The organism is Metabacillus sp. RB-C-LZQ-3-1, assembly GCF_058315175.1.
Window position 1 is genome coordinate 247084 of record NZ_JBZFLI010000006.1, and the last position, 25051, is coordinate 272134.

A 25051-nucleotide genomic window follows, 5' to 3' on the forward strand; every position below is an offset into this window, starting at 1 on the left:
AATTAAATGACAAATGAAAGGGACCGTCCTCACTTCACAAAAACTTAGGACAGTCCCTTTTATTAAGACTATTACATATAGTACCTTTTTAAAAGGAGGTATTTTCAATGGAAGAAGAACAGTTTAAAGCGAAGGAACAAAAAACGAATCGGCCTTATGTACTAGCCACAGTTATGTTAGCCATGTTTATGGCAGCAATTGAAGCTACAATAGTAGCTACTGCAATGCCGGCCATTGTTGCAGAATTAGAAGATTTTTCTCTCTACAGTTGGGTATTTTCATCTTATTTATTAATGAATGCCGTTACTGTGTTAATTTACGGGAAATTATCAGATTTATTTGGAAGAAAGCCGGTATTAACGGTCGGAATTATCATTTTTCTTATAGGTTCTATTATATGTGGAGTAGCATCATCTATGGAGATGCTAATTTTTGCTCGTTTTGTACAAGGGTTTGGTGCTGGAGCAGTAATGCCAATTGCCACGACAATTGTAGGTGATATTTATACAAAGGAAGAAAGAGCGAAGATTCAAGGTTATTTATCTAGTGTTTGGGGAATCTCGGCTATATTGGGGCCTGCTATCGGCGGGTTGCTGGTGGAGTTTGTAAGTTGGAGATTTGTTTTTTGGATGAATGTTCCCCTTGGAATTTTTGCTATAATTGGACTGTATCTATTTCTTCATGAAAACATAGAAAAACGCAAACCGAAAATTGATTATGGCGGGGCTGCCTTTCTAACAATTGCTATTACCTCATTTATGTTTATCTTAGTAGAGGGAGGAGTTCGCTTTGATTGGCTATCGACACCAGTCTATTTGCTGGGTGCACTTACTTTAATAAGCTTCTTCTTTTTTGTTCTTTATGAACGAAAAGTAGATGAACCAATGATGCCTTTCGAGCTCTGGAAAGAGAGATCTATTTTAATAGCAAATCTTACCTCCTTAACAACAGGGGTTATGTTGATTGGATTATCAACATTTCTGCCAACGTTTGTACAAGGAGTTATGGAGGAAAAGCCAATAGTTGCTGGATTTACTTTAACCACAATGTCGATTGGCTGGCCGATTGCTGCAACAATTTCCGGTAGGGCTATATTGAAGATTGGTTTTAGAACAACATCAATATTTGGGGGAATATCTCTAATTCTGGGAAGCATTGTTTTCATTTTTCTTTCAAGCGGCGATAGCCCGATCTTTGCTGCTTTTGATTCTTTTTTAATCGGAGTAGGAATGGGATTAACAACAACTGCCTTTATTGTCTCGATTCAAAGTACAGTAGAGTGGAATAAAAGAGGGGTTGCAACAGCAACCAATATGTTTATGCGGAATGTAGGAAGCACAATTGGTGCAGCGTTATTAGGTGGTATTTTAAACAGTCAGCTTCTTTTGTTTTTTTCTAGCAAAGGTGTTGAAGATGAATTAAATCTAGATTCAACAACAATGCTATTAAATGATAGCCAAAGAACATCACTAACTGTTCAGGCAAGACAGCTTCTCCAGGAAGGCCTTGAAAATGCTCTCCATAATGTTTTTTTAGTTGTGTTAGGATTTGCTATTTTGAGTTTTATCCTTATTTCATGTTTGCCTAGGAAAGAAAAAATATAATGAGGACTGCTCCATCTGTGGGGCAGTCCTTAGTTCGTTTATTATCAATCAGTAGATGTCCTTTGAAGAAATTCTATTCGGTTCATAAAAGGATCAAAAAAGGAGAAACGTTCGATACCTGGAATTGGTGTCTCTTCTTTTATTGGGACATTGTGTTTTTGCAAAATATTACGGGCTTCTTCAATATTATCCACAAGAAAGGCCGGATGACGTTTACTAACCGTTTTTTCAAATGGTTCTACACCTATATGAAGGTGAACTTCCCCTGCTTTACACCAAAAACCACCATTTTTCTTTAATACTTCAGGCTTTTCAATCTCTTCAAACTGTAACAAATCTAGATAAAAGCTTCTAGCGGTGTTTTCTTCCCCAACTGGAACACAAATCTGAAAGTGGTCTAACCCTTTAATCGAAATGCCCATCTATACTAACCTCCTACTAAATAATACTTTACAAAATTCCCTTATATCCTTATGATACTAAAGACATCTCATAATAAAATTAGAATTTTTTTGATACTTTACATAAGAAAAACTTATTATATTTAGTAGGTGAGTGTATGCAAACATCAGAACTTAGAATGCTTGTTGTTTTAGCTGAAGAAATGAATATGAGGAAAGCGGCAGAGAGATTATTTGTCTCCCAGCCAGCATTATCACAGCGTTTACAAACAATCGAGAAATCTTGGGGGCTGCAAATATTTATACGATCACAAAAGGGTCTCACACTAACTCCAGCTGGTGAAAAAATTATTGCCTATGCCCAAGAAGTTGTTTTGAAAGAAGAAAAAGTGAAAGAGGAAATACTAGCTTTAGAAGGTGAGGTACATGGAACTTTAAAACTTGCGGTCGCTTCTATAATCGGTCAACATTGGCTACCGAGTGTGTTAAAAACATATGTTAGAAAATATCCACATGCAAAAATATCTCTTATTACCGGATGGAGCAGTGAAATTTTAAAAAGTATGTATGAAGATCATGTTCATTTAGGGATTATTCGTGGAAATCCTGAATGGAAAGGGCTAAAAAAGCACCTATTGACCGACACACTTTACCTAGTTGATACTGAGATACAAAATATTGAAGAGGTACTCCGGACAGAAAGACCTTTCATTCAATTCAAAAGTGATTCTTCCTATTATCAAGAAATACAAGATTGGTGGCATCGTCAATTTAATACATCGCCTAAAAGAACAATTGTCGTTGATCAAATTGAAACTTGTAAACAAATGGCTTTAAATGGAATTGGTTATGCAATCCTTCCTTCCGTCACACTACAAGACGAGGAACATGGGGTTTTTAAAATACCGCTCCTTGATGAAGACGGAAAACCAATTGAAAGGGATACTTGGCTGTTAGGTTTTGAGTCTTCTTTTGGATTAAAACAGGTTAAAGCATTCCTTGAAATTGTTGAGGAGCAACAAAAGAGTGATTAAGTATGTAAAATTGAAACAGATCAATTCAACAATAAGACAAATTTAATAGATCTCTTGTCAACGGTTTGATCCTTTGATACAGTAAAGAATGAATTGATATAGTACAAGGAGGATATACATATGAAAATGATGGATGCAAATGAGATTATCTCATTTATACAAAACAGTAAAAAATCAACACCTGTAAAGGTTTATGTAAAAGGAAACCTTGAAGGAATAAATTTTGGTGAAACTGCTCAAACATTTATTACTGGAAACACTGGAGTTGTTTTTGGAGAATGGGCAGAAATTGAAGCAGCATTAGAGAGCAACAAAGGCAATATTGAAGACTACGTGATTGAAAACGACCGTCGTAATTCAGCAATCCCTTTACTAGATCTTAAAGGAATTAAAGCGCGTATCGAGCCGGGTGCAATTATCCGCGATCAAGTTGAAATTGGCGATAATGCTGTTATCATGATGGGGGCATCAATTAATATCGGTTCTGTCATTGGAGAAGGAACAATGATTGATATGAACGCAACACTAGGTGGACGAGCTACAGTTGGTAAGAACTGTCACATCGGTGCAGGAACTGTATTGGCAGGTGTAATCGAGCCGCCTTCTGCTAAACCAGTAGTTATTGAAGATGATGTATTAATCGGAGCTAACTGCGTTGTTCTTGAGGGTGTAACAGTTGGTAAAGGTGCTGTTGTCGGTGCCGGATCAATTGTAACTAAAGATGTTGAACCATACACCGTTGTTTACGGTGCACCAGCTCGTAAAATTAAAGATATCGATGCTCAAACACAATCTAAAACTGAAATTATGCAAGAGTTAAGACAATTATAAGAAACATGAGGATGACTTTAAATATTCTTACCCACTAATGTATGGGGGACTATTATAGTCATCCTCTTCTATATAGAGAGGAATGGTCATTGTGGGGACAGAACACCTCATTAAAATTCGAAGGGATCTTCATCGCATTCCTGAGATTGGTTTTCAGGAATTTAAAACACAACAATATCTTTTAAATCTCTTAAAGCAATTTCCGGAAGATCGCCTAGAAATAAAAACATGGAAAACAGGTATATTTGCGTTAGTGAAAGGATTAAATCCGAGAAAAACGATAGGCTATAGAGCAGATATCGACGGGTTGCCAATAACAGAAGAAACAGACTATGACTTTCAATCTGAACATCCAGGGTTTATGCATGCTTGTGGACATGATTTTCACATGACAATTGCGATTGGGATTTTAACATATTTTGTGCAAAATCCAATTTCTGATCATGTATTGTTTTTATTTCAGCCTGCAGAGGAGGGACCTGGTGGAGCAGAGCCGATGTTAAATAGTGACATTGCTAAAGAGTGGAAACCCGATATAATCACAGCTCTGCATATAGCACCAGAGCTCCCGGTCGGAACAATTGCAACAAAGCCTGGCTTACTGTTTGCTAACACATCAGAATTGTTTATCGATCTAAAAGGAAAAGGTGGACATGCGGCGTACCCTCATACAACAAATGATATGGTTGTGGCAGCATGTTCACTAGTTACTCAGCTTCAAACAATCGTTGCCCGTAATATCGATCCTTTAGATAGTGCAGTTATCACTGTCGGAAAAATAACAGGTGGAACTGTACAAAATATTATTGCCGAAAATGCAAGACTTGAGGGGACAATTCGAACTTTATCAGTTGAATCAATGGAAAAGGTTAAGGAAAGAATTGAAGCGATTGTAAAAGGGGTCGAAATAGGTTATTCATGTAAAGCAACCATTGATTATGGATCAATGTACCACCAAGTGGACAATGATGAGATGCTGACAAGAGAATTTATGCAATATATTTCTGAGCAAACGAGCTATGTTGTAAGAGAATGTTCAGAAGCCATGACCGGAGAAGATTTTGGATATATGGTTGATCAAATTTCAGGGTTTATGTTTTGGCTGGGTGTAGGCTCACCTTATGGATTACATCATGCAAAACTACAGCCGGATGAGTCGGCTATTGAGGTTGCAGTTGATATTATGTGTAAATATATTTCTTATAAGGCAAATCAATGAAATGAAAATGCAATCGGTTGGGATCCGATTGCTATTTTTTTGCATCGGGAAAGTTGCCGTCTTGTTGATAATGTCTAATAGTCGATATATTTAAAAAATCGAAGATAAAATTTGAGAACCGAAGATAAATTTTAAAAATCGAAGATAAAAGTTTTGAGGGTAAAAAAATTTCCGCTTAAAGATACACTCAACACCAATTTACAAAGTATATTTTATCCAACCGTGTACACAATACATGTAGGAGGTGGATAAATAATGCCAAAAATCGGTGTAGAACAATCATTATCTGATGTTACTTCAGCATTACAACAAAAAGGCTATGATGTTGTCCAATTAAACAATGAAAATGATGCAAAAGGCTGTGATTGCTGTGTGATCACTGGTCAAGATTCTAATGTAATGGGGATCAGTAACGCAGTAACAGCTGGATCTGTTATTCAGGCTAGTGGCTTATCTGCAGATGAAATCTGCCAACAAGTAGAAAGTAAATTAAATCGCTAATTAATCGATGATGGAGAGTGAAAAAATTGCTCTCCATTTTATTTATTTAGCGAATAGGTTTTATGAGAGACCACTAGATCGAGCGCATGCGTCTTTTTATAGTTTCACCATGTAAGACAAAAAAGGAAAAAAATAAGGCTTGTCCCTTTCGCACATGCGACAAGCCTTATTTTTTCTAAATCATTTATTTACTTTTTATTCACATTTACTTGATGTGGATATGGTATTTCAATTCCATTCGCATCAAATGCTTCTTTCATTGCTTTGCGGAGATTTCGTTCAACAGCCCATTGCTCCATGTTTTTTGTTTTTGCTAGTACTCTAATGACAACATCTGAAGAACCAAGAGCTTGTACACCAAGGACGTTTGGACCTTCTACAATATTCTCATTCTCTGCCGCAAATTTATCACATACATCCTGTAATACCGCAATAGCTTTATCGATATCATCGTCATAGGAAATCCCAATATCAACTAGTGCCCTCATATTACCTCGTGAATGATTGCTTACATTAGTGATTTCCCTGTTTGGAACATAGTGAAGTGTACCATCAAAACCTCTAATTTGGGTAGTTCGAAGCCCAACTTGCTCTACAATCCCATCAAAGCCTGCTACAGTAACATAGTCCTCTACATCAATTTGTTTTTCTAATAGAAGGAAAAAGCCTGTAACTACATCGCTAACAAGTCCCTGTGCACCAAAGCCGATGGCTAACCCCACAACACCTGCTCCGGCTATTAATGCAGAAACATTATAATTAAAAACTTCAAAAATCATAACAATAAAAATGAAAATCAAGACATAAGAAAATATATTTAAGGTTAAACTCTGTAAAGTTAACGCTCGTCCATTTGATATATTGTCACGTTCTTGCAACCTATTGAACATTTTTCTAATGACTTTGTTACCAATTGCTTTAACAATTAGAAAAGCAATAACAATTCCAAGTAATTTCAAAATAATAATACCTGCATTGGTCATTAGCCCCGACCAATCAATATTTTCTAAAAACTCCATACATCAACATCCTTTCTCGAAATACATGTTCTTCAGTACAAAAGGATTCAATTCCGTTTTTCTGTAAGAAAGAACATACTTTTAATACCTGTCTCTTTCCATGTTAAACATATTTTGTTCGAAAATGAAGGATTTAAGCTTATTTTGTCGAAAGTTTAATAGTGAAGAGAATTCAAATTGAATAGTAGATACGAATAACGATCATACTATATATGTTTAATCATTTCACCTAATATTCATGAAAAAAGTGGACATTGTCTCTTAATGGCTCATCATCATAATATCTACATAGACAAACAATATAAGAATTCAAAAATACACTCATGAGTAATATAATGTGGAGGGATGACATAATGGCAGATCGTATGGTAGGAAAACAAGCCCCAAGGTTTGAAATGGATGCAGTATTAGCAGATAAAGAATTCGGTAAAGTTAGCTTAGAAGAAAACATGAAGAACGATAAGTGGACGGTACTATTCTTCTATCCAATGGATTTTACATTTGTTTGCCCAACTGAAATTATCGCACTGTCTGATCGTTATGAAGAATTCGAAGATCTAGATGCGGAAGTAATTGGAGTATCAACTGATACGATTCACACACATCTAGCTTGGATTAAAACAGATCGTAAAGATAATGGTTTAGGTAATTTAAAATACGCTTTAGCAGCTGATACAAACCATTCAGTTTCACGTGATTATGGAGTGTTAATTGAGGAAGAAGGAATAGCACTTCGTGGTTTGTTTATTATTAATCCAGAAGGCGAACTTCAATACTCAGTAGTAAATCACAATAATATTGGTCGCGATGTTGATGAAACATTACGTGTACTTCAAGCCCTTCAAACTGGCGGACTTTGTCCTGTAAACTGGAAACCAGGACAAGCGACTCTATAAGTAATAAAAAGGATGGTCAGCCTTTTTATTCTACAAAAAATAGCAATGAAATACATGTGCCTTTTTCCTGAATCAATAGGAACTTGGATGGTTAACAGAACTAAGAAAAATAGAGAGTAGATTATAACCAGTCAGTTACCTCATTTTGGTAACTGACTTTTTGCATAACTTAATTGATAGGGAGTGTTTAAATATGACGCAGATAATAGGTGTTTTACTTGCGGGAGGGGAATCGCGAAGATTTGGCCAGCCTAAAGCTTTCGCGGAATATAGCGGTAAATTCTTTTGGCAGTATTCAATGCAGGCTTTGAAAGAAACAACAGAACATCAGTTAATCATAAGTCACCAAAATCTCTTGGAACGATTTAAAGAAGAAACTGAAGAAATAGTACTAACGGATGATCCTAAATTCAAAGGGGATGGACCTATGGCTGGGATATATACGGCGATGAAATATGAAATATCAGAGTGGTATATGATTTTGTCGTGTGATATTCCATTAATTTCTGCTGAATTGGTTCATAAACTGCAATCATTTATTTCTCCTGACAAAAAAATAATTATCCCAAACATAAAAGGAAAGTTGCATCCTTTAGTAGGCGTGTATCATTATTCTGTTTTTCCCCTAATTGAGAGACAATTGGAAAATAAAGAACGGAAGATGATGACATTACTAAGTCAAGTCGAGGTTTGCTATGTAACAGAAAAGGAATTGCAGACAGACCCTAAGATATTTTGTAACATTAACTCACCAAATGATTATGGTATGCTATTAAACAATGGTAAAATAGTAGAATCTGAATAAATTATTTTGTGCGGAGAGGGTTATATGATTGAAAAAAGAAAACCATTACCAGTAAAAGAAGCAATTAAGAATGTGATGACTTTTGCAAAAACTGGAGAAATAGAACAAGTTTCTCTTCAAAATAGTTTTGGAAGATATTTAGCAGAAGATTTAATTGCTACTCATCCAGTACCACCTTTTGATCGTTCACCATATGATGGATTTGCTATTCGAGCACAGGATACAGCTGATGCCACAGCTGATCAACCTGTTGAATTTGAGGTGATTGATGAAATTGGTGCAGGTAGTGTTAGTAAGTCAACTATTGGGAAATATCAATCGGTCCGAATCATGACAGGTGCACAAATGCCAAGTGGAAGCGACTCAGTCGTCATGCTAGAATTAACAAAGGTCTATGAAAAAGATAACAAAACATATATGTCATTAAAAAGACCATTTCATAAAGGAGACAATGTGTCTTTTAAAGGTGAAGATTCTCCAGAAGGCAGTGTCTTAGTCAAAAAAGGAACGATTATTACACCAGGAACAATCGCATTGCTCGCCACATTTGGTTATGACAAGGTTCAGGTAGTAAGACAGCCACGGATTGGTATTATCGCAACAGGCAGTGAATTATTAGAAGTTAGTGAACCGCTTCAACCAGGAAAAATAAGAAATAGTAATTCATTTATGATTGAAGCACAAGCCAAAAGGGCAGGAGCAAATCCAATTTACCTTGGCAAATTAGATGATGATTTTGAGACTTGCTATGAAGCTATAGTCGAGGCATTAGAAAAGGTCGACTTTTTAATTACAACTGGTGGAGTCTCGGTTGGTGATTATGATTATTTGCCGGAAATCTATCAACGATTAGGGGCAAAAGTACTTTTTAATAAAGTTGCCATGAGACCTGGTAGTGTGACAACGGTAGCTGAGTATAATGGCAAGTTATTATTCGGACTTTCCGGTAATCCATCAGCATGTTATGTTGGTTTTGAATTGTTTGTCCGGCCAATTGTTCGACATTACTTATATTCATCTCGCCCGCATCTTCAAAAGGTATCGGCTATTTTAGGGAAGGACTTCTTAAAGCCAAACCCGTTCACAAGGTTTGTTAGGGGATCAATCCAATTATTAGATGGACAAGTTTTCGCAAGTCCTGTGGGATTAGATAAATCAAATGTTGTTTCCTCATTAGCTGATGCTAATGTGTTCATAGTTTTACCAGGTGGTACTAGAGGGTATAAGGCAGGGGACAAGATAGATCTTTTGCTATTCGAAGATCAAATAGGAAGTGACACTCATTGGGCAGAATCCTTCAAGTAGTTGGATACCAAAATAGTGGAAAAACAACATTTGTCACTGAGTATATAAAAGAAGCAGTAAAATATAAGCTAAGAGTAGGTACAATAAAGCATCATGGACATGGCGGAGCTTTAATCCAGGGTGATGATGGTAAAGATACGTGGAAGCATCGTGATGCAGGTGCTCAAGTGACGTTTATCGAAGGAAATGATTCCTTTATTTTATCCTCTGATCAAATTGGGTTAACTCTTCCTCAAATGATTTCTATGTACAGTGTATTTAGCTTAGATATAATTTTAGTAGAAGGATTTAAAACTGAAAAATACCCAAAGGTTGTTTTGCTTCGATCTAAGGAGGATCTCCCAATGCTTCAAAAAGCACAAAATATAAAGTGTGTTTTGGCTGATTTTGCATTACCTATCGAGGTCGAAGATACATACTTGACGTTTTCTAATCGAGATCAATGTATAAAGTGGTTAATAACTAACAAAGCAGGTGAACAGATTGACAACTCCAATGTTTGAAATTGTAAAGGGTCCAATTTCAATAGAAGAAATTACAAGCAAAGTCATTCGAAATGAAGCAGGAGCGGTTACAACTTTTATCGGAACGGTGAGGGAGTTTACCCATGGAAAACGTACCCTATCCCTGGAATATCAGGCTTATGAAAAAATGGCTGTGAAAAAACTTGAACAAATAGGGAAAGAAATCAATGAGAAATGGAATGACTCGAAAGTAGCGATCACTCATCGGATTGGAAAATTAGAAATTACGGAAATTGCTGTTGTGATTGCTGTATCTACACCACATCGTAAAGATGCTTATGCAGCTAATGAATACGCGATTGAAAGAATTAAGCAAATTGTCCCGATTTGGAAAAAAGAAATTTGGGAGAACGGAGAATCATGGATTGGGGACCAATTAGAAAAAACACCATATCCAGATGGGAAGCCAGTGGAGGAGAAAGAATGATAAAAGTACTTTTATTTGCTCATTTACAAGAAAAAGTAGGACAAGAAAGCATAAGTATTGAAAAAAATTTTGCTACCGTGAAAGAAATTAGAGATGAAATAATGACAACCTTTGACTTAGGATCGTTAGAAAATGTTATGGTAGCTGTGAATGAAGAGTATGCACTTGATGAAGATGTTGTTAAATCTGGAGATGTAGTAGCGTTTATTCCCCCTGTTAGTGGAGGGTAATCTCTATGAACAGGGTCAAAACCTTTTTTTTTGTTTGTTGTATCTTGATTTTTTTAACAAGTTGTTCCAAGGACAATTCGAAACAAATAGAGCTAACAATATCAGCAGCTTCAAGTTTAAAAGAAGCTTTGCAAGAAATTGAAGATGTTTATGAGAAAGGATCTTCAACAGATATTCATTTTAATTTTGCTTCCTCAGGTACATTAAGTAAACAAATTCAACAAGGAGCACCAGTAGATGTGTTTTTATCTGCTAACCTTGAAAGCTTTGAAGAATTAGTTGAGCAGGGTCTTGTTCTTGAAAATGAGAAAAGAAAATTGCTTAAAAATGATTTGGTGTTAATTGCTTCATCTTCATCTTCTATTCAATCGATAGAGGATCTGAGAAAAGCGGATAAAATTGCAATCGGGACCCCTGAAACAGTACCAGCTGGAGATTATGCAAAAGAAACACTAGTGAATCTTGAAATATGGGATCTTTTACAAGATAAATTAATATTCGCAAAGGATGTACGGCAAGTTTTGTCTTATGTTGAAACAGGTAATGTGACAGCTGGGATTGTCTATCAAACAGATGCTAAAAGTACAGATAATGTAAGGGTAGTTGAACGTTTTGAAGATTCATTGCATTCCCCAATTGTCTATCCTGTAGGAGTTCTTAAAACTGCTAATCACCAAGAAGAAGCAATACAATTTTATGATTTTTTACTGAAAAAGAGTGCGATTGATATTTTTGAGAAGCACGGATTTTATTTAGCGGACGAGGAGTAAGAATGACGACTGAGTTTTGGGATCCAATTATACTTTCAATAAGAATTGCAATCGTAGCGAGTGTTCTTGTCGTTATTATGGGAACATTCATAGGTAAATTTATGGCAAGGTCAACGTTTAAAGGGAAAATGGTTATTGAAACATTGTTGATTTTGCCATTAGTGCTGCCTCCATCTGTAGTAGGGTTTATATTAATTGTCATTTTTGGTTCAAATAGTCCAATCGGGCATTTTATTGAGAGGGTCTTTCATTCCACTGTGATTTTTACTTGGTGGGCAGGTGTTGTAGCCGCAGTTGTTGTTGCTTTTCCATTAATGTATCAAGTTACAAAGGCTGGGTTTGAGCATGTTGATGTTGATATCGAAAACGCAGCACGTGTTGATGGTGCAAATGAGAGATCGGTTTTCTTTCTGATCTCTCTTCCATTAACGATGAAATATATTTTAACAGGCTTTGTCTTAAGCTTTACAAGAGCACTGGGTGAATTCGGTGCAACACTCATGTTTGCCGGCAATATTCCCGGAAAAACACAAACAGTTTCAACAGCTATTTATGTTGCGATCGATAGTGGAGAGATGGATATGGCATGGTTATGGGTGTTTTCGATGATACTTATTTCTTCAAGTATGTTATTAATCGTTCAATGGTTAAATAACAAAGCGTATTAATAATTTTGACATTGGAAGAGATTTGTAATATAATTAATTTTCATGCTTATTATCTCTTCACTTTTATAGTGATTTTGTGGATGAAACATATGATATGCTTTCAATTCACGCTGGCGCGGACAAGGATCCGCAAGGACGAAAGAGAGGCAGGGCTTTCGTTGTTTTGAGTAACTGCAATTTCGATATAGAATACAATAGATGAAAATATATATTCTAGTGATAAATATGGGGCAACATTCGATCACAAATGATTTGTGAATTTTTAAACCTATCACTATCTAGGTTGATAGATGTGATTGGAAACTACGACATCCGCCTTCCGGTTAAGTGAGAAGTCGAGTTCTTCAAACAAAAGTGAGCAACATATGAAAAAATCTTTGGGGGTTCTACTTATGAAAACAACTGGTAATGTAAAATGGTTTAATTCAGAAAAAGGTTTTGGGTTTATAGAGATTGCAGAAGGAAATGATGTATTCGTTCACTTCAGTGCTATTACTGGTGAAGGTTTTAAAACGTTAGAAGAAGGACAAAAAGTTGAATTTAACATTGTTGAAGGAAACCGAGGTCCTCAAGCAGAAGACGTAGTGAAATTATAAGCATAAATATAAAAGGGGACTGACATTACATTCTGTCAGCCCCCTTTTGTTTGTTCATTATTATTGCTCTGATAACCCCTCTACAGGGACGCTTTTTTCTGACTGTGGATTATTTAATGGGAAAATACGTGCTGTCCCTTGTTCCTCATCTACTGATTGAATATAAATTGACTCTCCTTCATATTGGACATTCACCATTTCGCCCATACTTGCTATTTCCTTTGCTCGATTTACATTCATTTCATACTCTCCTTTTTGATGCATATTCATTGCAATATAATCTTGAATTTCGTATTTTAGTCTATTTTTACGATGTCCGACTTTAAGGGAATTATGCTAGAATAAACTGAAATTTAAAATATATTTTCTAAAAGGTCTAGGTATGTTATCTTGTATAAAGAGAAAAAGGGGGTTTGAGGTAATTGTTAACAACAATCATGATATTGCTTTTTATCATTTCAGTTTTTACGTTCCTACTTACTAAATCCCTAAGAACAGGTGATCATCATTTAAACAGCTCCTTTGTATTATCATTTATAAAAAAATATGGCGGGAATACCTTGTCACATCTTCTGTTTTTAGAAGATAAAAAAGTGTTTTTAGCACAGAATGACTCAGTATTAATTTCGTATAAGCAAAAGGGGAAAAAGTTATTTGTACTAGGAGATCCGATTGGAGATGAAGAAAAACATCACGATGGATTAGAAGAGTTCTTTTCGTATGGTGCAAAACAGCGACTGACACCTATTTTTTATCAAGCCACTAATAAATATACCTCGTTTTATTTAAAGTATGGTTATAGGCTGTTTAAAGTTGGTGAAGAAGCTAAGGTGGATTTGAAAAAATTTGCAATCGAAGGGAAGAAATTTAGGAATATTCGAAATTTAAGAAATAAGTTTACTAAAGATGGGTATCTTTTCTCTATAGCATATCCTCCGTTCGACTCGGATCTAATCGATGAAATGAAGTCTGTTTCAGATGATTGGTTAAATGGGCGAAAAGAAAAGGGGTTTTCAGTTAGTGCTTTTTCAGAGAATTATATTGGTCATTTTCCAGTTTCTTTATTTCGTGATCCAAATGGGCGATTACTAGCATTTGCAAGTTTACCTTCTAATCATCAGCAAGAAGAATCTTTAAGTATTGACTTGATGAGATACCGTAATGAAAGTCCGAGGGGAGCTATGGATATGGTATTCGTTTCGACGATTCTCTGGGCAAAAGAGAAGGGGTATTCTGTTTGTAGTTTAGGGATGTCTCCTTTATCAAATGTAGGAATAGATCCAAACTCTCCTTATCAAGAAAAAATAGCTAGATATGCTTTTTTAAATGGTTGTAGATTTTATAATTTTAAAGGTTTACGCAGATATAAGGCGAAGTTTGCAACTGATTGGTCACCACGTTACTTAGTGTATAAAAAGTCATTATTATTTTTTCTTATCATTCAACTTATTATCATTGTTAGAAAAGAACCTAAACATAAAGACTCAATATTTATTAGGAAAATCTTACGAGATAAACAGGTAGTATAAAAAAGAGGACATCCTGCGAAAGGATGTCCTCTTTTTTGTAAAGAAAATGCTAAGTTTTCAAATTGTAGATATGTACAATTAATATGACGTTAAGTGTTTTTTTGTTTTAATATGCAGCAACAAGTTCTTCACAATGAGCTATAATCTCTTTTTCTTCAGCTTCTTCTAAAGCGAAGTCTAACACTTTATCAGTCGTGTTTTCAATAAAATCATACTGGGCGATTTTAGATTGATTGTTTTCAATAGCGAAAATAAGTTTCAGTGTAACTCCGAGTTCACTATATAGCTCATCATCTTCTTCAACATCTAATTTAAGGAAAATTTCAAAACGTTCTCCAGGAAGTATCCCAAACGGATCCTCTAATTTTTCGATTGTTGCTTCAATAATCTTCATATCAATACCTCTTTCTTAACTCAGTATACACTTGAACATAAGTATTAATATTATAGCCTTTTCTTACCTATAAGCCAAATTGCAATTTTATAACATGTTTTTTCTAGCATAACAGGGTATGGAAAATGGGAAGGATACAAGTATCTATTTATATTAATTTCGATGAAATTGAGTTAACTCAGGATGAAAATCGAATTTGTCAATTCTTCTCCTGGGTATAAAAAAGGAGATAGATAATGGAAAAAGTATCAAAGGTTTTTTGGATTTCAATCGTAATTGCCACACTATTTGTTGGGTGGGGTGTTATTGCTCCTAATCATCTCGGAGTAATGATGGATAAAACGAAAGCTTTTTTTCTTAGTAATTTCGGTTGGTTTTACCAGTTGTCTGCTACATTCTTTTTAATTTTTGCTTTGTTTTTAATTTTTAGCAAGTATGGAAAAATTAAGCTTGGGGCTGATGATGAAAAGCCGGAATTTAAACGTGCCACTTGGTTTGCGATGTTGTTTAGTGCTGGAATGGGGATTGGGTTATTGTTTTTTGGAGTATCAGAACCGGTATCTCATTTCGCGAGTCCTCCAATTGGAGAAGGAAGTACTGCCGAAGCGGCAAAGGTAGCTCTGCGCTATACATACTTGCATTGGGGATTTCATGCATGGGCCATTTACGCTGTCATTGCATTAGTATTAGCCTATTACAAATTCAGAAAAAAGCAGCCAGGTTTAATGAGTGTTACATTAACTCCATTACTAGGAAAACGCGCAACCGGTTCACTTGGAATTGCTATTGATGTTGTTGCTGTATTTGCCACAATATTCGGTGTAGCAGCTTCTTTAGGACTTGGAGCCGCACAAATTAATAGTGGACTAAATTATATAACTGGAATACCAGTTACTTTTACAATCCAATTAATCATTATTTCGATCGTAACAGTGTTATTTATGTTATCTGCTACAACTGGTATTCAAAAAGGGATTAAATATTTAAGTAATGCAAATTTAATTTTGGCTGTTATTTTGCTTATACTCTTTTTAATTCTTGCACCTACCGGCTTTTTGTTAGATTTATTTACCACAACATTAGGAAGTTATATACAAAATTTACCGAGTATGGGATTAAGGCTTGCGCCTTTTAATAAAGAAGATGCTACTTGGATTCAAGACTGGACAATCTTTTATTGGGCATGGTGGATTGCCTGGGCGCCATTTGTAGGTACATTTATTGCCCGTGTTTCAAAAGGGAGAACTGTTAGAGAGTTCATGATTGCTGTTTTAATCATTCCTACTCTTGTTTGTGCTTTTTGGTTTGCGGTTTTCGGTGGAACAGGTATTTATTTCGAATTCTTTGAGGGATTAGATGTAAGTGGACAAACATTAGAAACAGTTTTATTCTTTGTGTATCAGCAATTGCCGTTATCAGGGTTATTGATTGTGATTACTTTAATGTTAATTACGACTTTCTTTGTAACATCAGCAGACTCTGCGACATTTGTATTAGGAATGCAAACTTCAAATGGAAGTCTAAACCCGCCAAATATTGTGAAAACTGTTTGGGGATTTTTCCTTTCAGCTTCAGCAATCGTTTTAATGCTTTCAGGTGGGTTGGATGCGATGCAAACAGCGATTATAGTCAGTGCATTTCCTCTGACTTTTGTCCTAATTGCGATGTCGTTCTCAATACTTAAGGACTTTAGTGGTGAAATAAAAAGAAAGAAAATGGTAAAAAGATAATTTGATACATCTCACTTTTTGTGGGATGTATTTTTGCGTGTAGCAATTTGTTTAATGTGTTAGATATTCTTACATACAATTATCAGAAACTTTCCAAAACGGGTTGACACTTATTGAATATCGTATAGAATAGTAAATAAGAAACAGATGTTATATTTTCTAACATCGTAAGTAAAGTTATCAGACAGGAGGAAATGTAATGGAGGACACTTTGTTTTTGATGAATAGCCTTTGGGTTATGCTCGCAGCAATTTTAGTGATTTTTATGTTAGGTGGGTTTATTTTACTAGAAGCAGGCTCAACGAGAATGAAAAATGCTGGTCATATTGCTGGTAAAACAATTTTTACGGTTGGTCTTGCATCATTAGTTTATTGGGCAGTAGGATATGCGTTTACATTTGGTGGGAATGGTAACTTTTTCGTTGGTTTAACAGACTTCTTTTATTCAGGAGCTCAAGCAGAAGGTGCAAGTTTATCAACGGCGGTATTTTTTGTATTCCAATGTGCGTTTGCTTGTATTTCAATTACAATTGCTTTAGGTGGATTTGCTGAACGTGCAAAATTATCTATTTATCTAGTGTTTACAATTTTATTCTCAGCACTTATATATCCTGTTATAGCTCATTGGATCTGGGGTGGAGGCTGGTTAGCTGAGCACGGTAAGCAAGATTTTGCAGGCTCAACTGTTGTGCATTTAACTGGTGCAATGGCTGCATTTGCAGCAACAATTCTTCTAAAACCTCGTATCGGAAAATACAATAAAGATGGTTCTGCAAACAATATTCAAGGTCATAACCAAGTATTTACAGCATTAGGTGTGTTAATTCTTTGGGTAGGCTGGTTCGGATTTAATGCCGGTAGTACAGTGGCGGTTGATGAAGGGTTCTTTGGTTTTGTTGCATTAAACACAAACTTAGCTGCTGGAGCAGGTGCAGTTGCAGCACTACTTATCTCTTGGATGGTTTTAGGGAAATCAGATGTACCAACTATGCTTAACGGTGCATTAGCAGGTTTAGTTGCGATCACAGCATCATGTGCATTCGTGGACACATGGGCAGCTGTTGTAATTGGATTTATCGCTGGAATACTAGTATTCTACAGTGCAAGATTCTTTGAAAAGAGAAAAATTGATGATCCTATCTTTGCATTATCTGTTCACGGTGTAGCAGGAGTTTGGGGTACATTATCAACAGGATTCTTCGCAACACCTGAATTAGCTTCTGTTGGTAAACCAGGATTATTCTATGGCGGCGGTTTTGATCAACTTGGAGTACAATTTATGGGGGTAGCTGTATCAGGTATCTACGCATTTGTTGTATCGTTTGTCATTCTTGCCATTGCAAAGAAAGTAATGAATGGCTTACGTGTAACAGAAGAAGAAGAAGTAATGGGATTAGATATAAGTGAGCACGGAAGCTATGGGTATCCAGAAGTATTTGCTTCCAAAAATCAAAATGTTGGTTCATAATCAGGATAAGTGGAATACAACACTCATTTTGACAAAACGTGAGGAAGTGTCTCTCATGAAAGGAAATTTTGATTCCTATGAATCAATTAAAAAATGGAAAGATGAACATATTCACAATTATGAGCTTGATACTAGAGGCTTAAATGAATTTCATGATGAGATGATGAGGAGTGCTAGTAGAATAGCACTCTTTCATCATGAAAAAACGTATGGGAAGCCACCCTGTTATTTTTCCTGGTTTATAACAGGAAGTGGAGGTCGTTTTGAACAAGGGATCATAAGTGACCAGGATCATGGATTAATTTATGAGGAACATTCCCGTCAAGCAATTGAATATTTTAAGAAACTTGGAGAAGAGTTATCAAAAGGACTTTTTCTCATTGGTTATCCCTATTGTGAAGGAAAAGTGATGAGCTCAAATCCCATGTGGTGCAAATCATTACAGAATTGGAAGGACCAGCTTATTCATTGGATGGATGAAAAAAGCTGGGAGTCGATAAGATATTTGCAAATCTTTTATGATTCAAGAAGTTTAGTAGGAAATAGTGATTTTGTAAAAGATTTGAAGAAGGCCATCTTTGACTATCAAAGACAAGAACAAAAGCTTTTGCAGCGCTTTATGGATAATATTCAGCATATTAAACAATCAGTTGGTCCTCTAGGGCAAATTTATGTAGAGCAAAATGGTCCGTACGAAGGATGTATCGATTTAAAGAAAACAGCATTTTTACCCTATGTGAATGCGATAAGAGTTTTGGCAATGAAAGAAGGTGTTTTTGAAACGTCAACTATAGATAGGTTAGATCGCTTGTCGAAAATAAGTGAATATAAGGAAGATATGCCCCATTATAAACATAATTTTGAAAAACTTCTTAAGTACAGAGTGATGCTATTTAAAAACGCTACATCGTATGATGATGTACATTACTTAAACATCAAAAAGATGTCAAAGGAAGAAAAACGTGACATGAAAACAATTTTAAGGGATGGAAAAAAACTTCATCAATATGTACAAGGGATTATTGATAAAGGGTGTTTAACATGACATTTGATCCGTTCTTTTTCATGAAAGGAAAACTCGGTGGAGCTCAAGGAAGCCAATCTCATCAGCAAGTTGCCTATTTGAGACAATTGCAACGTGAAATGAAGGTCGAGGAAACTCTTAATATAAGATTAACAGACCTTAATGTCATTGTGTTTGATATTGAAACGACTGGTTTTTATCCCGATCAAGGAGATCAAATCATTTCGATAGGGGCTATTAAAGTTAAAGGTGATGAAATTAAAGAAAAAGAAACTTTTTATTCGCTTGTTCGCTCAGAAAAACAAATCTCAGAGGAAATCAGTCAATTAACAGGTTTAACAAACGAAGAATTAGCTAATGCTCCTTTATTGTCTGAGGTGCTTTTTCAATTTTTTCAATATGCTCAGGATTATACTCTTGTTGCGCATCATGCGAATCATGAAAAAGTGTTCCTTCAACATGCATCTTGGAAGTTATATCGGGCCCCATTCAAACATCGTCTTGTCGATATGTCTTTTCTCTATCGAATTGCAGAGCCTGATCAAAAGCTGGTCACTTTAGAGGAATGTTGTGAGCATAACGGTATACCAATCCATGGAAGACATCATGCTCTTTATGACGCGAAGTTAACAGCACAACTTTGGAGTATCTATGTAAATAAGCTCAAGCAAAAAGGGTGTCATTCATTAAAGGATCTTTATGAACGATATACCATTGCCTAATTTTGGGAATATGGTAAAAGGTGCATATTTTAATAAGGGACAGTCCTAGTTCAGTTTTTGCAACTAAGGCTGTCCTTTTTGTAGGGAAAAATTAAAAAAGGGTTAGAGTTATTATTAATTCTGAATTTACTTAATTGAGAATATTTTATGGTTAAATAAATGTAAAAGTAGTATGATAGGACTAGTGATTTTGTGAGTCTAATCGTTTAATAAATGTTTTATTATTCCATACATAATTAGGTAAAAGGAGATATGCACCATGAAGGACATGCTAGTTCATTTGAAGAATACTCGTAAAAAGTTGAATGCGAATTTAACAATAAGGAAAAAGTTAATCTTGGCTTTTGTATTTATTTTACTTGTACCCAGTGTCCTGATAGGATTAATTTCCTATAAATCTGCACAATCGGAGCTGGAGAAGAGCATGTTGCAAACGGCTCAGGAAAGTGTACAGCTAATTAATTCATCCATAAAAACACAGTTGGAGCCGATAAAAGAAGATGTCGAATATTTTGCGCAAACAGCCAAAACAGCTAACGCAAAAGTAGAGGCGCAAGATCTTGAGAAAATTATGATGAAATTTAATCAATATATCCAGACAAAGCAAGTGCTCAGGCGATTTACATTGGCTTTAATACAGGAGATATGATCATCTCACCAATGTCTGTTGACCTACCAGAGGATTATGATCCAAGAGATCGGCCATGGTATACACTTGCAATGGAAAATAAAGGTGAAGTTGTCATAACAGACCCGTACATTGATGCTGATACAAACGAAATATCTGTTACGTTTGCAAAGGTTCTTAATGATGGCACTGGTGTAGTAGCGGTTGATATTGATATCAACTCTTTAAGTGAGTTAACGAGTAACGTTAAGGTTGGAAGTGAAGGGTATGTCACAATTATTGATAAGACTCAAACATATTTAATTCACCCAACGATGCAAGGTGAAAAAGTAACAGGAAACTGGGTAGGAAATTTATTTGAAAGTAAAAAGGGTAATTTTTCGTATCAAATAGACGGTACAGACAAACAAATGGATTTTACGACAAATGAGCTTACCGGATGGAAAATTGCTGGTACGATGTATTCAAGTGAAACGAAAGATGTTGCAAACGGAATTTTACTAGATACATTAATTGTTATTTTCACTTCCTTTATCATTGGAGGTATCATCATATTTGTTATTATACGTTCAATCTTACAACCTATTCGTAAGCTAATTCATACATCTGATCAAATATCAAATGGTGACTTAGGAATAGAGATTGATACTAACTCAAATGATGAGATAGGAAAACTCTCTAAAAGCTTCCATGTAATGGTAGAAAACTTACGTCATGTTATTACCAATTTACAATCAGCTTCTGAACGTGTTAGTTCATCATCTGAAGAATTAATTGCAAGTGCTGATCAAACGACAACTGGGACAAAACAGGTGACAGAGGCGATTCAGGAAGTTGCAGCAGGCGCTGAGCAACAAACGCTCAAAATTGAGGAGAATAATAAGGCATTAGAAGAAGTACTTCAAGGTGTTCTTCGCATCACTTCAAGCTCTCAAAGTGTATCCGGGTTAGCTCAAGAAACATTAGGTGAGGCGGCAATTGGCGGAAAATATGTCAAGAACAGTTTGGAACAGATGAAATTTATTCATGCTTCTGTTTTAGAGTCTAATAAAGTTATCCAATCTCTTTCGAATCGTTCACATGAAATAGGAAAAATATTAGATGCAATCTCAGAAATTGCAAATCAAACAAACCTATTAGCTCTTAATGCAGCGATTGAAGCTGCTAGAGCTGGCGAACATGGTAAAGGCTTTGCAGTTGTTGCGGATGAGGTACGAAAGCTAGCTGAGCAATCCCAACAGTCGGCAGGTCAAATCTCTGCTCTTATCTCATCAATTCAACAAGATACGAATCAATCTGTTGAAGTAATGGATGAAGTTTCAAAAAATGCTGAACAAGGACTTGCCATTTCAATAGAAACCTCAGAAAAATTTGATTTGATCATGAATCGAATGAACATGATGACACCACAGATCGATGAAGTTTCAGCAGTTGTACAGGAAATCACTGCAGCTGTACAAGAAGTTAGTGCCTCGGCAAATGAATTGGCTGTTATAGCAAAAGAAAGCTCTGCAACTTCTGAGGAAGTAGCTGCTACAACAGAGGAGCAGCTCGCTTCCATGGAGGAAATCACAATGGCATCAAAATCGCTAACAGATATGGCCGAAGAACTTCAATTAATAATAGATCGGTTTAAGGTGTAAAAATTCTAAACTAGTAAACTAGCTAATTTTGCGATTGCTTAATTGGCTAGTTTTTGTACTTTTAAAAGGGAGAAGTATAAGACTTTTATTGTTAGGACTATTTTTATATAAGTTTGAGCAAGATCAGGGCATAAAGATTGATTCCATTTGAATACAACTGATACTATAAAATATAAACATCAAAAATATGGAAGGGGGAGGAATGATGAAGACATATTGGAAAATCATTATACCACTTGGGATCATGCTGATTGCTGCTGGCGCCTATGGTGGATTTTTCCTTTTTTCATCTGGTAAAACTGAACAAAAGGCAACGTTAGGCGGGAATGTCCCGGCAATACAAAGTGAACAACAACAAAAAGATATCCCGACAGAAGTCATTCATGAGCCTGCTTCAAAGGATATTATTTCATTCACAACTGGAGAATTTACGGACGGACATGAATTTATTACAGATTTTCATCAGTATTACAACAATACTCTTTGTTGGGGAAGAGTAAATACGGCGAATTATAAAGAACAAAAAGATAAAGCACTTGAAATTGTCGAAGTTTTCAAAGGAATTAAGATTAATAATGAGGATTTATATAATGACTTTGTACAAATTGAAAATTCGGCAAAAAAGATTATTGAAAGTGATAACCGTAAAGCAATGATACAGTTGCATCGTTTATTTCATGATTTAGATATTCACTTAAATGGGTATGCTCGAGATGATACTTTTGGGGTCACAGCATTTAAAGGAGTATAGACACGTCATTTCGAAGGATACCAACCATGAATTGTCATCCTTCGAATGACTTGTTAGTTTTTTTGATCTTGTTTGCTTGGGAAAAGAAAATAGGAGATAAGGCCGGAAAATAATGCTCCTCCTAAGGCGATGATTGTTCTTATTTCAATTGAAATATCATCCCCAAATTGCTGGTCAAGAACTCTTATTGCAAAAATGAAAACGATTACTGATATTGGAATAATAATTTTTAATCTATTCAATATGACACATCCTTCTCGAGCTTAATATGAACATAGTTTATCATAAAAAGCCAAGATTGATATGTTTTTGAAAGAATAAAAAAGCTTCCTCTGCATATTGTGACATGATGTGGAGGAAGCTTTTATTTTCACCTTGATTGTTAATTCTTATGGGAAATTAACTGTTCTCATCCTTTTGGATGAGGGAATTTCCTTCCATAGACGTGTTTTTTGGAAGATTCAGAGAAATCTCTGGAAAAATATTTCGATTCCCGATATATTTAAACGTATCACGTTATATTTATAGTTAATGTGATTGAAAAATGGAAACATGTAAATGGGGAGGGTATATATGGAAACCTTTAAAAAGCTGAAAAGCTTTTACTGGCCATACAAAAGATATTTTTTATGGTCATTATTTTTTGTTCTATTCATCACAGCCATTACTGTAGTCTATCCGATTGTTCTTCAATTAACGATTGATGAAATTGTGTTAAAAGGACAATATGAATATATTCCGTGGATTGTGAGTGGATTTTTAGCATTAATGGTTGTAAAAGGGGTATCTGCTTTTTTTCATCAATATTTAGGTGATATGTTTGGAATTCAATCTGTATACAAACTTCGGAATGCTTTATATGAAAAACTACAACGTCTTCCATTTATGTATTATGACAACGCCAAAACAGGTGACTTAATGTCTAGGCTAACAGCAGATGTTGAAGGATTTCGATTTTTTTTATCCTTCGGTTTTTCAGAGCTCGTTCGGTTCGTTCTTTTAGTAGGTGGTACATTAACCGTTATGTTCATTTATTCTGTTCCGCTAACATTGGTTACGATCGCAGCTTTACCGTTTTTAGCTGTGGCTGTTTACCATTTTGATAAACGAGTTCATCCGTCTTTCCGGAATATTCGAAAATCGTTTGGTAAATTGAATACGAATGTCCAAGAGAATATTAGTGGGATCCAGACAGTTAAAGCACTTTCACGAGAGGAATTTGAAATAAATAAATTTAACCAAGCAAATGGAGATTATAAGGAAAAATCACTAACAACTTCATTTATATGGGCTAAGTTTTTTCCGCTTATGGAACTCATCGGAAATATTTGTGTTGTTGCCTTACTGGCATACGGAAGTGTTCTAGTCATTCAGGGGGGACTTCAGCCTGGTGAGCTCGTTGCCTTTTTTAGTTTAGTTTGGTATTTAATGGGCCCAATCATGCACTTAGGATTTGTCATCAACTTATTCTCTCAATCTAAGGCTTCTGGGGAAAGATTACTCGAAATTCTTGATGCTGATGAAACCATCAGAGACATGGAACAGGTAGCTCCTGTTAATAAGATAAATGGGAATGTTAAGTTTCATCATGTAAGCCTTCGATATAAGGATGAGGATGAGCTTGCACTTAGTGATATATCATTTGAAGCAACATCAGGGAAGACCATTGGATTAATTGGTGCTACGGGATCAGGAAAAACCAGTTTAACTCAACTTTTAACAAGATTTTATACCCCATCAAGCGGTCAAATATTAATCGATAATCGAGATATAAAAGATTACTCTTTAAAAACATTACGTTCAAATATTGGGGTTGTTTTACAGGAATCATTTTTATTTTCTTCAACAATTAAAGCGAATATATCATATGGTCGTCCAGATGCTTCGATGGAGACGATTATAGATGCGGCAAAAAGAGCTCAAGCACATGATTTTATTATGGAATTACCTGATGGGTATGACACAATGCTTGGTGAGCGTGGTCTAGGATTATCTGGTGGCCAAAAGCAAAGGATTGCGATTGCACGTGCCATTTGTATGAATCCAAGTATATTGATTTTAGATGATTCAACTAGTGCGGTTGATATGACAACAGAATTTAATATTCAAAAAGCCTTAAAGGAAGTTATGAAGGGGAGAACAACCTTTATTATCGCACATCGCATTTCGTCATTAAAGCATGCAGATGAGATTCTTGTTCTTGAAAACGGTTCAATTGTTGAAAGAGGGAAACACGATGAATTAGTTAGAAATAATGGATATTACAAACGAATTTATGATATTCAATATAAAGACCAAAAGGCTGTCTTACAGTCAACGGCTGGGTAGGTGA

At 35.6% G+C, this 25051-nt stretch carries 28 protein-coding genes; 23 read left to right on the forward strand and 5 right to left on the reverse strand.

Translation table 11 applies throughout. The features are described 5' to 3' along the window. Positions 1 to 107 precede the first annotated feature (107 nt). Complete coding sequence (locus AC4GZ8_RS12280) at positions 108 to 1604, forward strand: MDR family MFS transporter (protein WP_491082131.1); 1497 nt, start codon at positions 108 to 110, stop codon at positions 1602 to 1604. A 44-nt stretch (positions 1605 to 1648) separates the two neighbouring features. On the opposite strand, the gene AC4GZ8_RS12285 is transcribed toward AC4GZ8_RS12280, so the two are convergent. Beyond that, on the reverse strand, positions 1649 to 2026 hold the full coding sequence (locus AC4GZ8_RS12285) for a VOC family protein (protein WP_491082132.1): 378 nt from the start codon (positions 2024 to 2026) through the stop codon (positions 1649 to 1651). A 137-nt stretch (positions 2027 to 2163) separates the two neighbouring features. On the opposite strand from AC4GZ8_RS12285, the gene ccpC reads away from it, so the two are divergent. The 4 genes from ccpC (at position 2164) to AC4GZ8_RS12305 (ending at position 5590) form a co-directional block, all read left to right on the forward strand. Continuing rightward, on the forward strand, positions 2164 to 3039 hold the full coding sequence (gene ccpC / locus AC4GZ8_RS12290; protein WP_491082133.1) for a transcriptional regulator CcpC: 876 nt from the start codon (positions 2164 to 2166) through the stop codon (positions 3037 to 3039). Between the two features lie 120 nt (positions 3040 to 3159). Further along, positions 3160 to 3870, forward strand: coding sequence for a 2,3,4,5-tetrahydropyridine-2,6-dicarboxylate N-acetyltransferase (gene dapD, locus AC4GZ8_RS12295; protein ID WP_491082134.1), 711 nt, complete (start codon positions 3160 to 3162; stop codon positions 3868 to 3870). A gap of 91 nt (positions 3871 to 3961) precedes the next feature. Next, a complete protein-coding gene (locus AC4GZ8_RS12300; protein WP_491082135.1) occupies positions 3962 to 5089 on the forward strand; it encodes an N-acetyldiaminopimelate deacetylase in 1128 nt (375 codons plus the stop codon). A 255-nt stretch (positions 5090 to 5344) separates the two neighbouring features. Further along, positions 5345 to 5590, forward strand: a complete 246-nt coding sequence (locus AC4GZ8_RS12305) for a YkuS family protein (RefSeq protein WP_491082136.1) — start codon at positions 5345 to 5347, stop codon at positions 5588 to 5590. Positions 5591 to 5778: 188 nt separating this feature from the next. On the opposite strand, the gene AC4GZ8_RS12310 is transcribed toward AC4GZ8_RS12305, so the two are convergent. Beyond that, the gene (locus AC4GZ8_RS12310) at positions 5779 to 6609 is read right to left on the reverse strand and encodes a mechanosensitive ion channel family protein (RefSeq protein WP_491082137.1); all 831 of its coding nucleotides are present in this window, start codon (positions 6607 to 6609) and stop codon (positions 5779 to 5781) included. 353 nt (positions 6610 to 6962) lie between these two features. Between AC4GZ8_RS12310 and AC4GZ8_RS12315 the strand changes: the two genes are divergently transcribed. The 9 genes from AC4GZ8_RS12315 (at position 6963) to AC4GZ8_RS12355 (ending at position 12830) form a co-directional block, all read left to right on the forward strand. Next, the gene (locus AC4GZ8_RS12315; protein ID WP_491082138.1) at positions 6963 to 7505 is read left to right on the forward strand and encodes a peroxiredoxin; all 543 of its coding nucleotides are present in this window, start codon (positions 6963 to 6965) and stop codon (positions 7503 to 7505) included. Positions 7506 to 7698: 193 nt separating this feature from the next. Further along, complete coding sequence (locus AC4GZ8_RS12320; protein ID WP_491082139.1) at positions 7699 to 8310, forward strand: molybdenum cofactor guanylyltransferase; 612 nt, start codon at positions 7699 to 7701, stop codon at positions 8308 to 8310. A gap of 24 nt (positions 8311 to 8334) precedes the next feature. Next, positions 8335 to 9615: a molybdopterin molybdotransferase MoeA gene (locus tag AC4GZ8_RS12325; protein WP_491082140.1), complete on the forward strand. Its 1281-nt coding sequence runs from the start codon at positions 8335 to 8337 to the stop codon at positions 9613 to 9615. Then, positions 9594 to 10118, forward strand: a complete 525-nt coding sequence (mobB, locus tag AC4GZ8_RS12330; protein WP_491082141.1) for a molybdopterin-guanine dinucleotide biosynthesis protein B — start codon at positions 9594 to 9596, stop codon at positions 10116 to 10118. Before AC4GZ8_RS12325 ends, mobB begins: the two co-directional genes overlap by 22 nt. Further along, positions 10111 to 10566, forward strand: coding sequence for a molybdenum cofactor biosynthesis protein MoaE (locus AC4GZ8_RS12335; RefSeq protein WP_491082235.1), 456 nt, complete (start codon positions 10111 to 10113; stop codon positions 10564 to 10566). Before mobB ends, AC4GZ8_RS12335 begins: the two co-directional genes overlap by 8 nt. Continuing rightward, complete coding sequence (gene moaD, locus AC4GZ8_RS12340) at positions 10563 to 10796, forward strand: molybdopterin converting factor subunit 1 (protein WP_491082142.1); 234 nt, start codon at positions 10563 to 10565, stop codon at positions 10794 to 10796. Before AC4GZ8_RS12335 ends, moaD begins: the two co-directional genes overlap by 4 nt. A 5-nt stretch (positions 10797 to 10801) precedes the next feature. Beyond that, positions 10802 to 11566 carry a molybdate ABC transporter substrate-binding protein gene (modA, locus tag AC4GZ8_RS12345; protein ID WP_491082143.1) on the forward strand — a complete coding sequence of 255 codons (765 nt, stop codon included), beginning with the start codon at positions 10802 to 10804 and terminating at the stop codon, positions 11564 to 11566. 2 nt (positions 11567 to 11568) lie between these two features. Then, on the forward strand, positions 11569 to 12234 hold the full coding sequence (gene modB / locus AC4GZ8_RS12350; protein WP_491082144.1) for a molybdate ABC transporter permease subunit: 666 nt from the start codon (positions 11569 to 11571) through the stop codon (positions 12232 to 12234). A 392-nt stretch (positions 12235 to 12626) separates the two neighbouring features. Beyond that, complete coding sequence (locus AC4GZ8_RS12355; protein WP_491082145.1) at positions 12627 to 12830, forward strand: cold-shock protein; 204 nt, start codon at positions 12627 to 12629, stop codon at positions 12828 to 12830. A gap of 60 nt (positions 12831 to 12890) precedes the next feature. Here the strand turns inward: AC4GZ8_RS12355 and AC4GZ8_RS12360 are convergent, their stop codons facing one another. Further along, complete coding sequence (locus AC4GZ8_RS12360; RefSeq protein ID WP_491082146.1) at positions 12891 to 13070, reverse strand: H-type small acid-soluble spore protein; 180 nt, start codon at positions 13068 to 13070, stop codon at positions 12891 to 12893. A 182-nt stretch (positions 13071 to 13252) separates the two neighbouring features. Between AC4GZ8_RS12360 and AC4GZ8_RS12365 the strand changes: the two genes are divergently transcribed. After that, the gene (locus AC4GZ8_RS12365) at positions 13253 to 14359 is read left to right on the forward strand and encodes a phosphatidylglycerol lysyltransferase domain-containing protein (protein WP_491082147.1); all 1107 of its coding nucleotides are present in this window, start codon (positions 13253 to 13255) and stop codon (positions 14357 to 14359) included. A gap of 106 nt (positions 14360 to 14465) precedes the next feature. Here the strand turns inward: AC4GZ8_RS12365 and AC4GZ8_RS12370 are convergent, their stop codons facing one another. Beyond that, complete coding sequence (locus tag AC4GZ8_RS12370) at positions 14466 to 14753, reverse strand: DUF6509 family protein (RefSeq protein ID WP_491082148.1); 288 nt, start codon at positions 14751 to 14753, stop codon at positions 14466 to 14468. Positions 14754 to 14989: 236 nt separating this feature from the next. Here AC4GZ8_RS12370 and AC4GZ8_RS12375 point away from each other — a divergent pair, with 236 nt between their 5' ends. The 7 genes from AC4GZ8_RS12375 to AC4GZ8_RS12405 all read left to right on the forward strand — a co-directional run bounded on the left by AC4GZ8_RS12375 (position 14990) and on the right by AC4GZ8_RS12405 (position 22719). Continuing rightward, positions 14990 to 16483, forward strand: coding sequence for a glycine betaine uptake BCCT transporter (locus AC4GZ8_RS12375; RefSeq protein ID WP_491082149.1), 1494 nt, complete (start codon positions 14990 to 14992; stop codon positions 16481 to 16483). A 199-nt stretch (positions 16484 to 16682) separates the two neighbouring features. After that, the gene (locus AC4GZ8_RS12380) at positions 16683 to 17951 is read left to right on the forward strand and encodes an ammonium transporter (protein ID WP_491082150.1); all 1269 of its coding nucleotides are present in this window, start codon (positions 16683 to 16685) and stop codon (positions 17949 to 17951) included. A gap of 55 nt (positions 17952 to 18006) precedes the next feature. Then, complete coding sequence (locus AC4GZ8_RS12385; RefSeq protein ID WP_491082151.1) at positions 18007 to 18996, forward strand: DUF294 nucleotidyltransferase-like domain-containing protein; 990 nt, start codon at positions 18007 to 18009, stop codon at positions 18994 to 18996. Beyond that, complete coding sequence (locus tag AC4GZ8_RS12390; protein ID WP_491082152.1) at positions 18993 to 19697, forward strand: exonuclease domain-containing protein; 705 nt, start codon at positions 18993 to 18995, stop codon at positions 19695 to 19697. Before AC4GZ8_RS12385 ends, AC4GZ8_RS12390 begins: the two co-directional genes overlap by 4 nt. A gap of 259 nt (positions 19698 to 19956) precedes the next feature. Continuing rightward, complete coding sequence (locus AC4GZ8_RS12395; protein ID WP_491082153.1) at positions 19957 to 20346, forward strand: hypothetical protein; 390 nt, start codon at positions 19957 to 19959, stop codon at positions 20344 to 20346. Next, positions 20343 to 21968: a methyl-accepting chemotaxis protein gene (locus AC4GZ8_RS12400; RefSeq protein WP_491082154.1), complete on the forward strand. Its 1626-nt coding sequence runs from the start codon at positions 20343 to 20345 to the stop codon at positions 21966 to 21968. Before AC4GZ8_RS12395 ends, AC4GZ8_RS12400 begins: the two co-directional genes overlap by 4 nt. Positions 21969 to 22173: 205 nt before the next feature. Further along, positions 22174 to 22719, forward strand: coding sequence for a hypothetical protein (locus tag AC4GZ8_RS12405; RefSeq protein WP_491082155.1), 546 nt, complete (start codon positions 22174 to 22176; stop codon positions 22717 to 22719). Between the two features lie 53 nt (positions 22720 to 22772). On the opposite strand, the gene AC4GZ8_RS12410 is transcribed toward AC4GZ8_RS12405, so the two are convergent. Then, positions 22773 to 22961: a histidine kinase gene (locus AC4GZ8_RS12410; protein WP_491082156.1), complete on the reverse strand. Its 189-nt coding sequence runs from the start codon at positions 22959 to 22961 to the stop codon at positions 22773 to 22775. Positions 22962 to 23292: 331 nt separating this feature from the next. On the opposite strand from AC4GZ8_RS12410, the gene AC4GZ8_RS12415 reads away from it, so the two are divergent. Further along, positions 23293 to 25047: an ABC transporter ATP-binding protein gene (locus tag AC4GZ8_RS12415; protein ID WP_491082157.1), complete on the forward strand. Its 1755-nt coding sequence runs from the start codon at positions 23293 to 23295 to the stop codon at positions 25045 to 25047. Positions 25048 to 25051 lie beyond the last annotated feature (4 nt).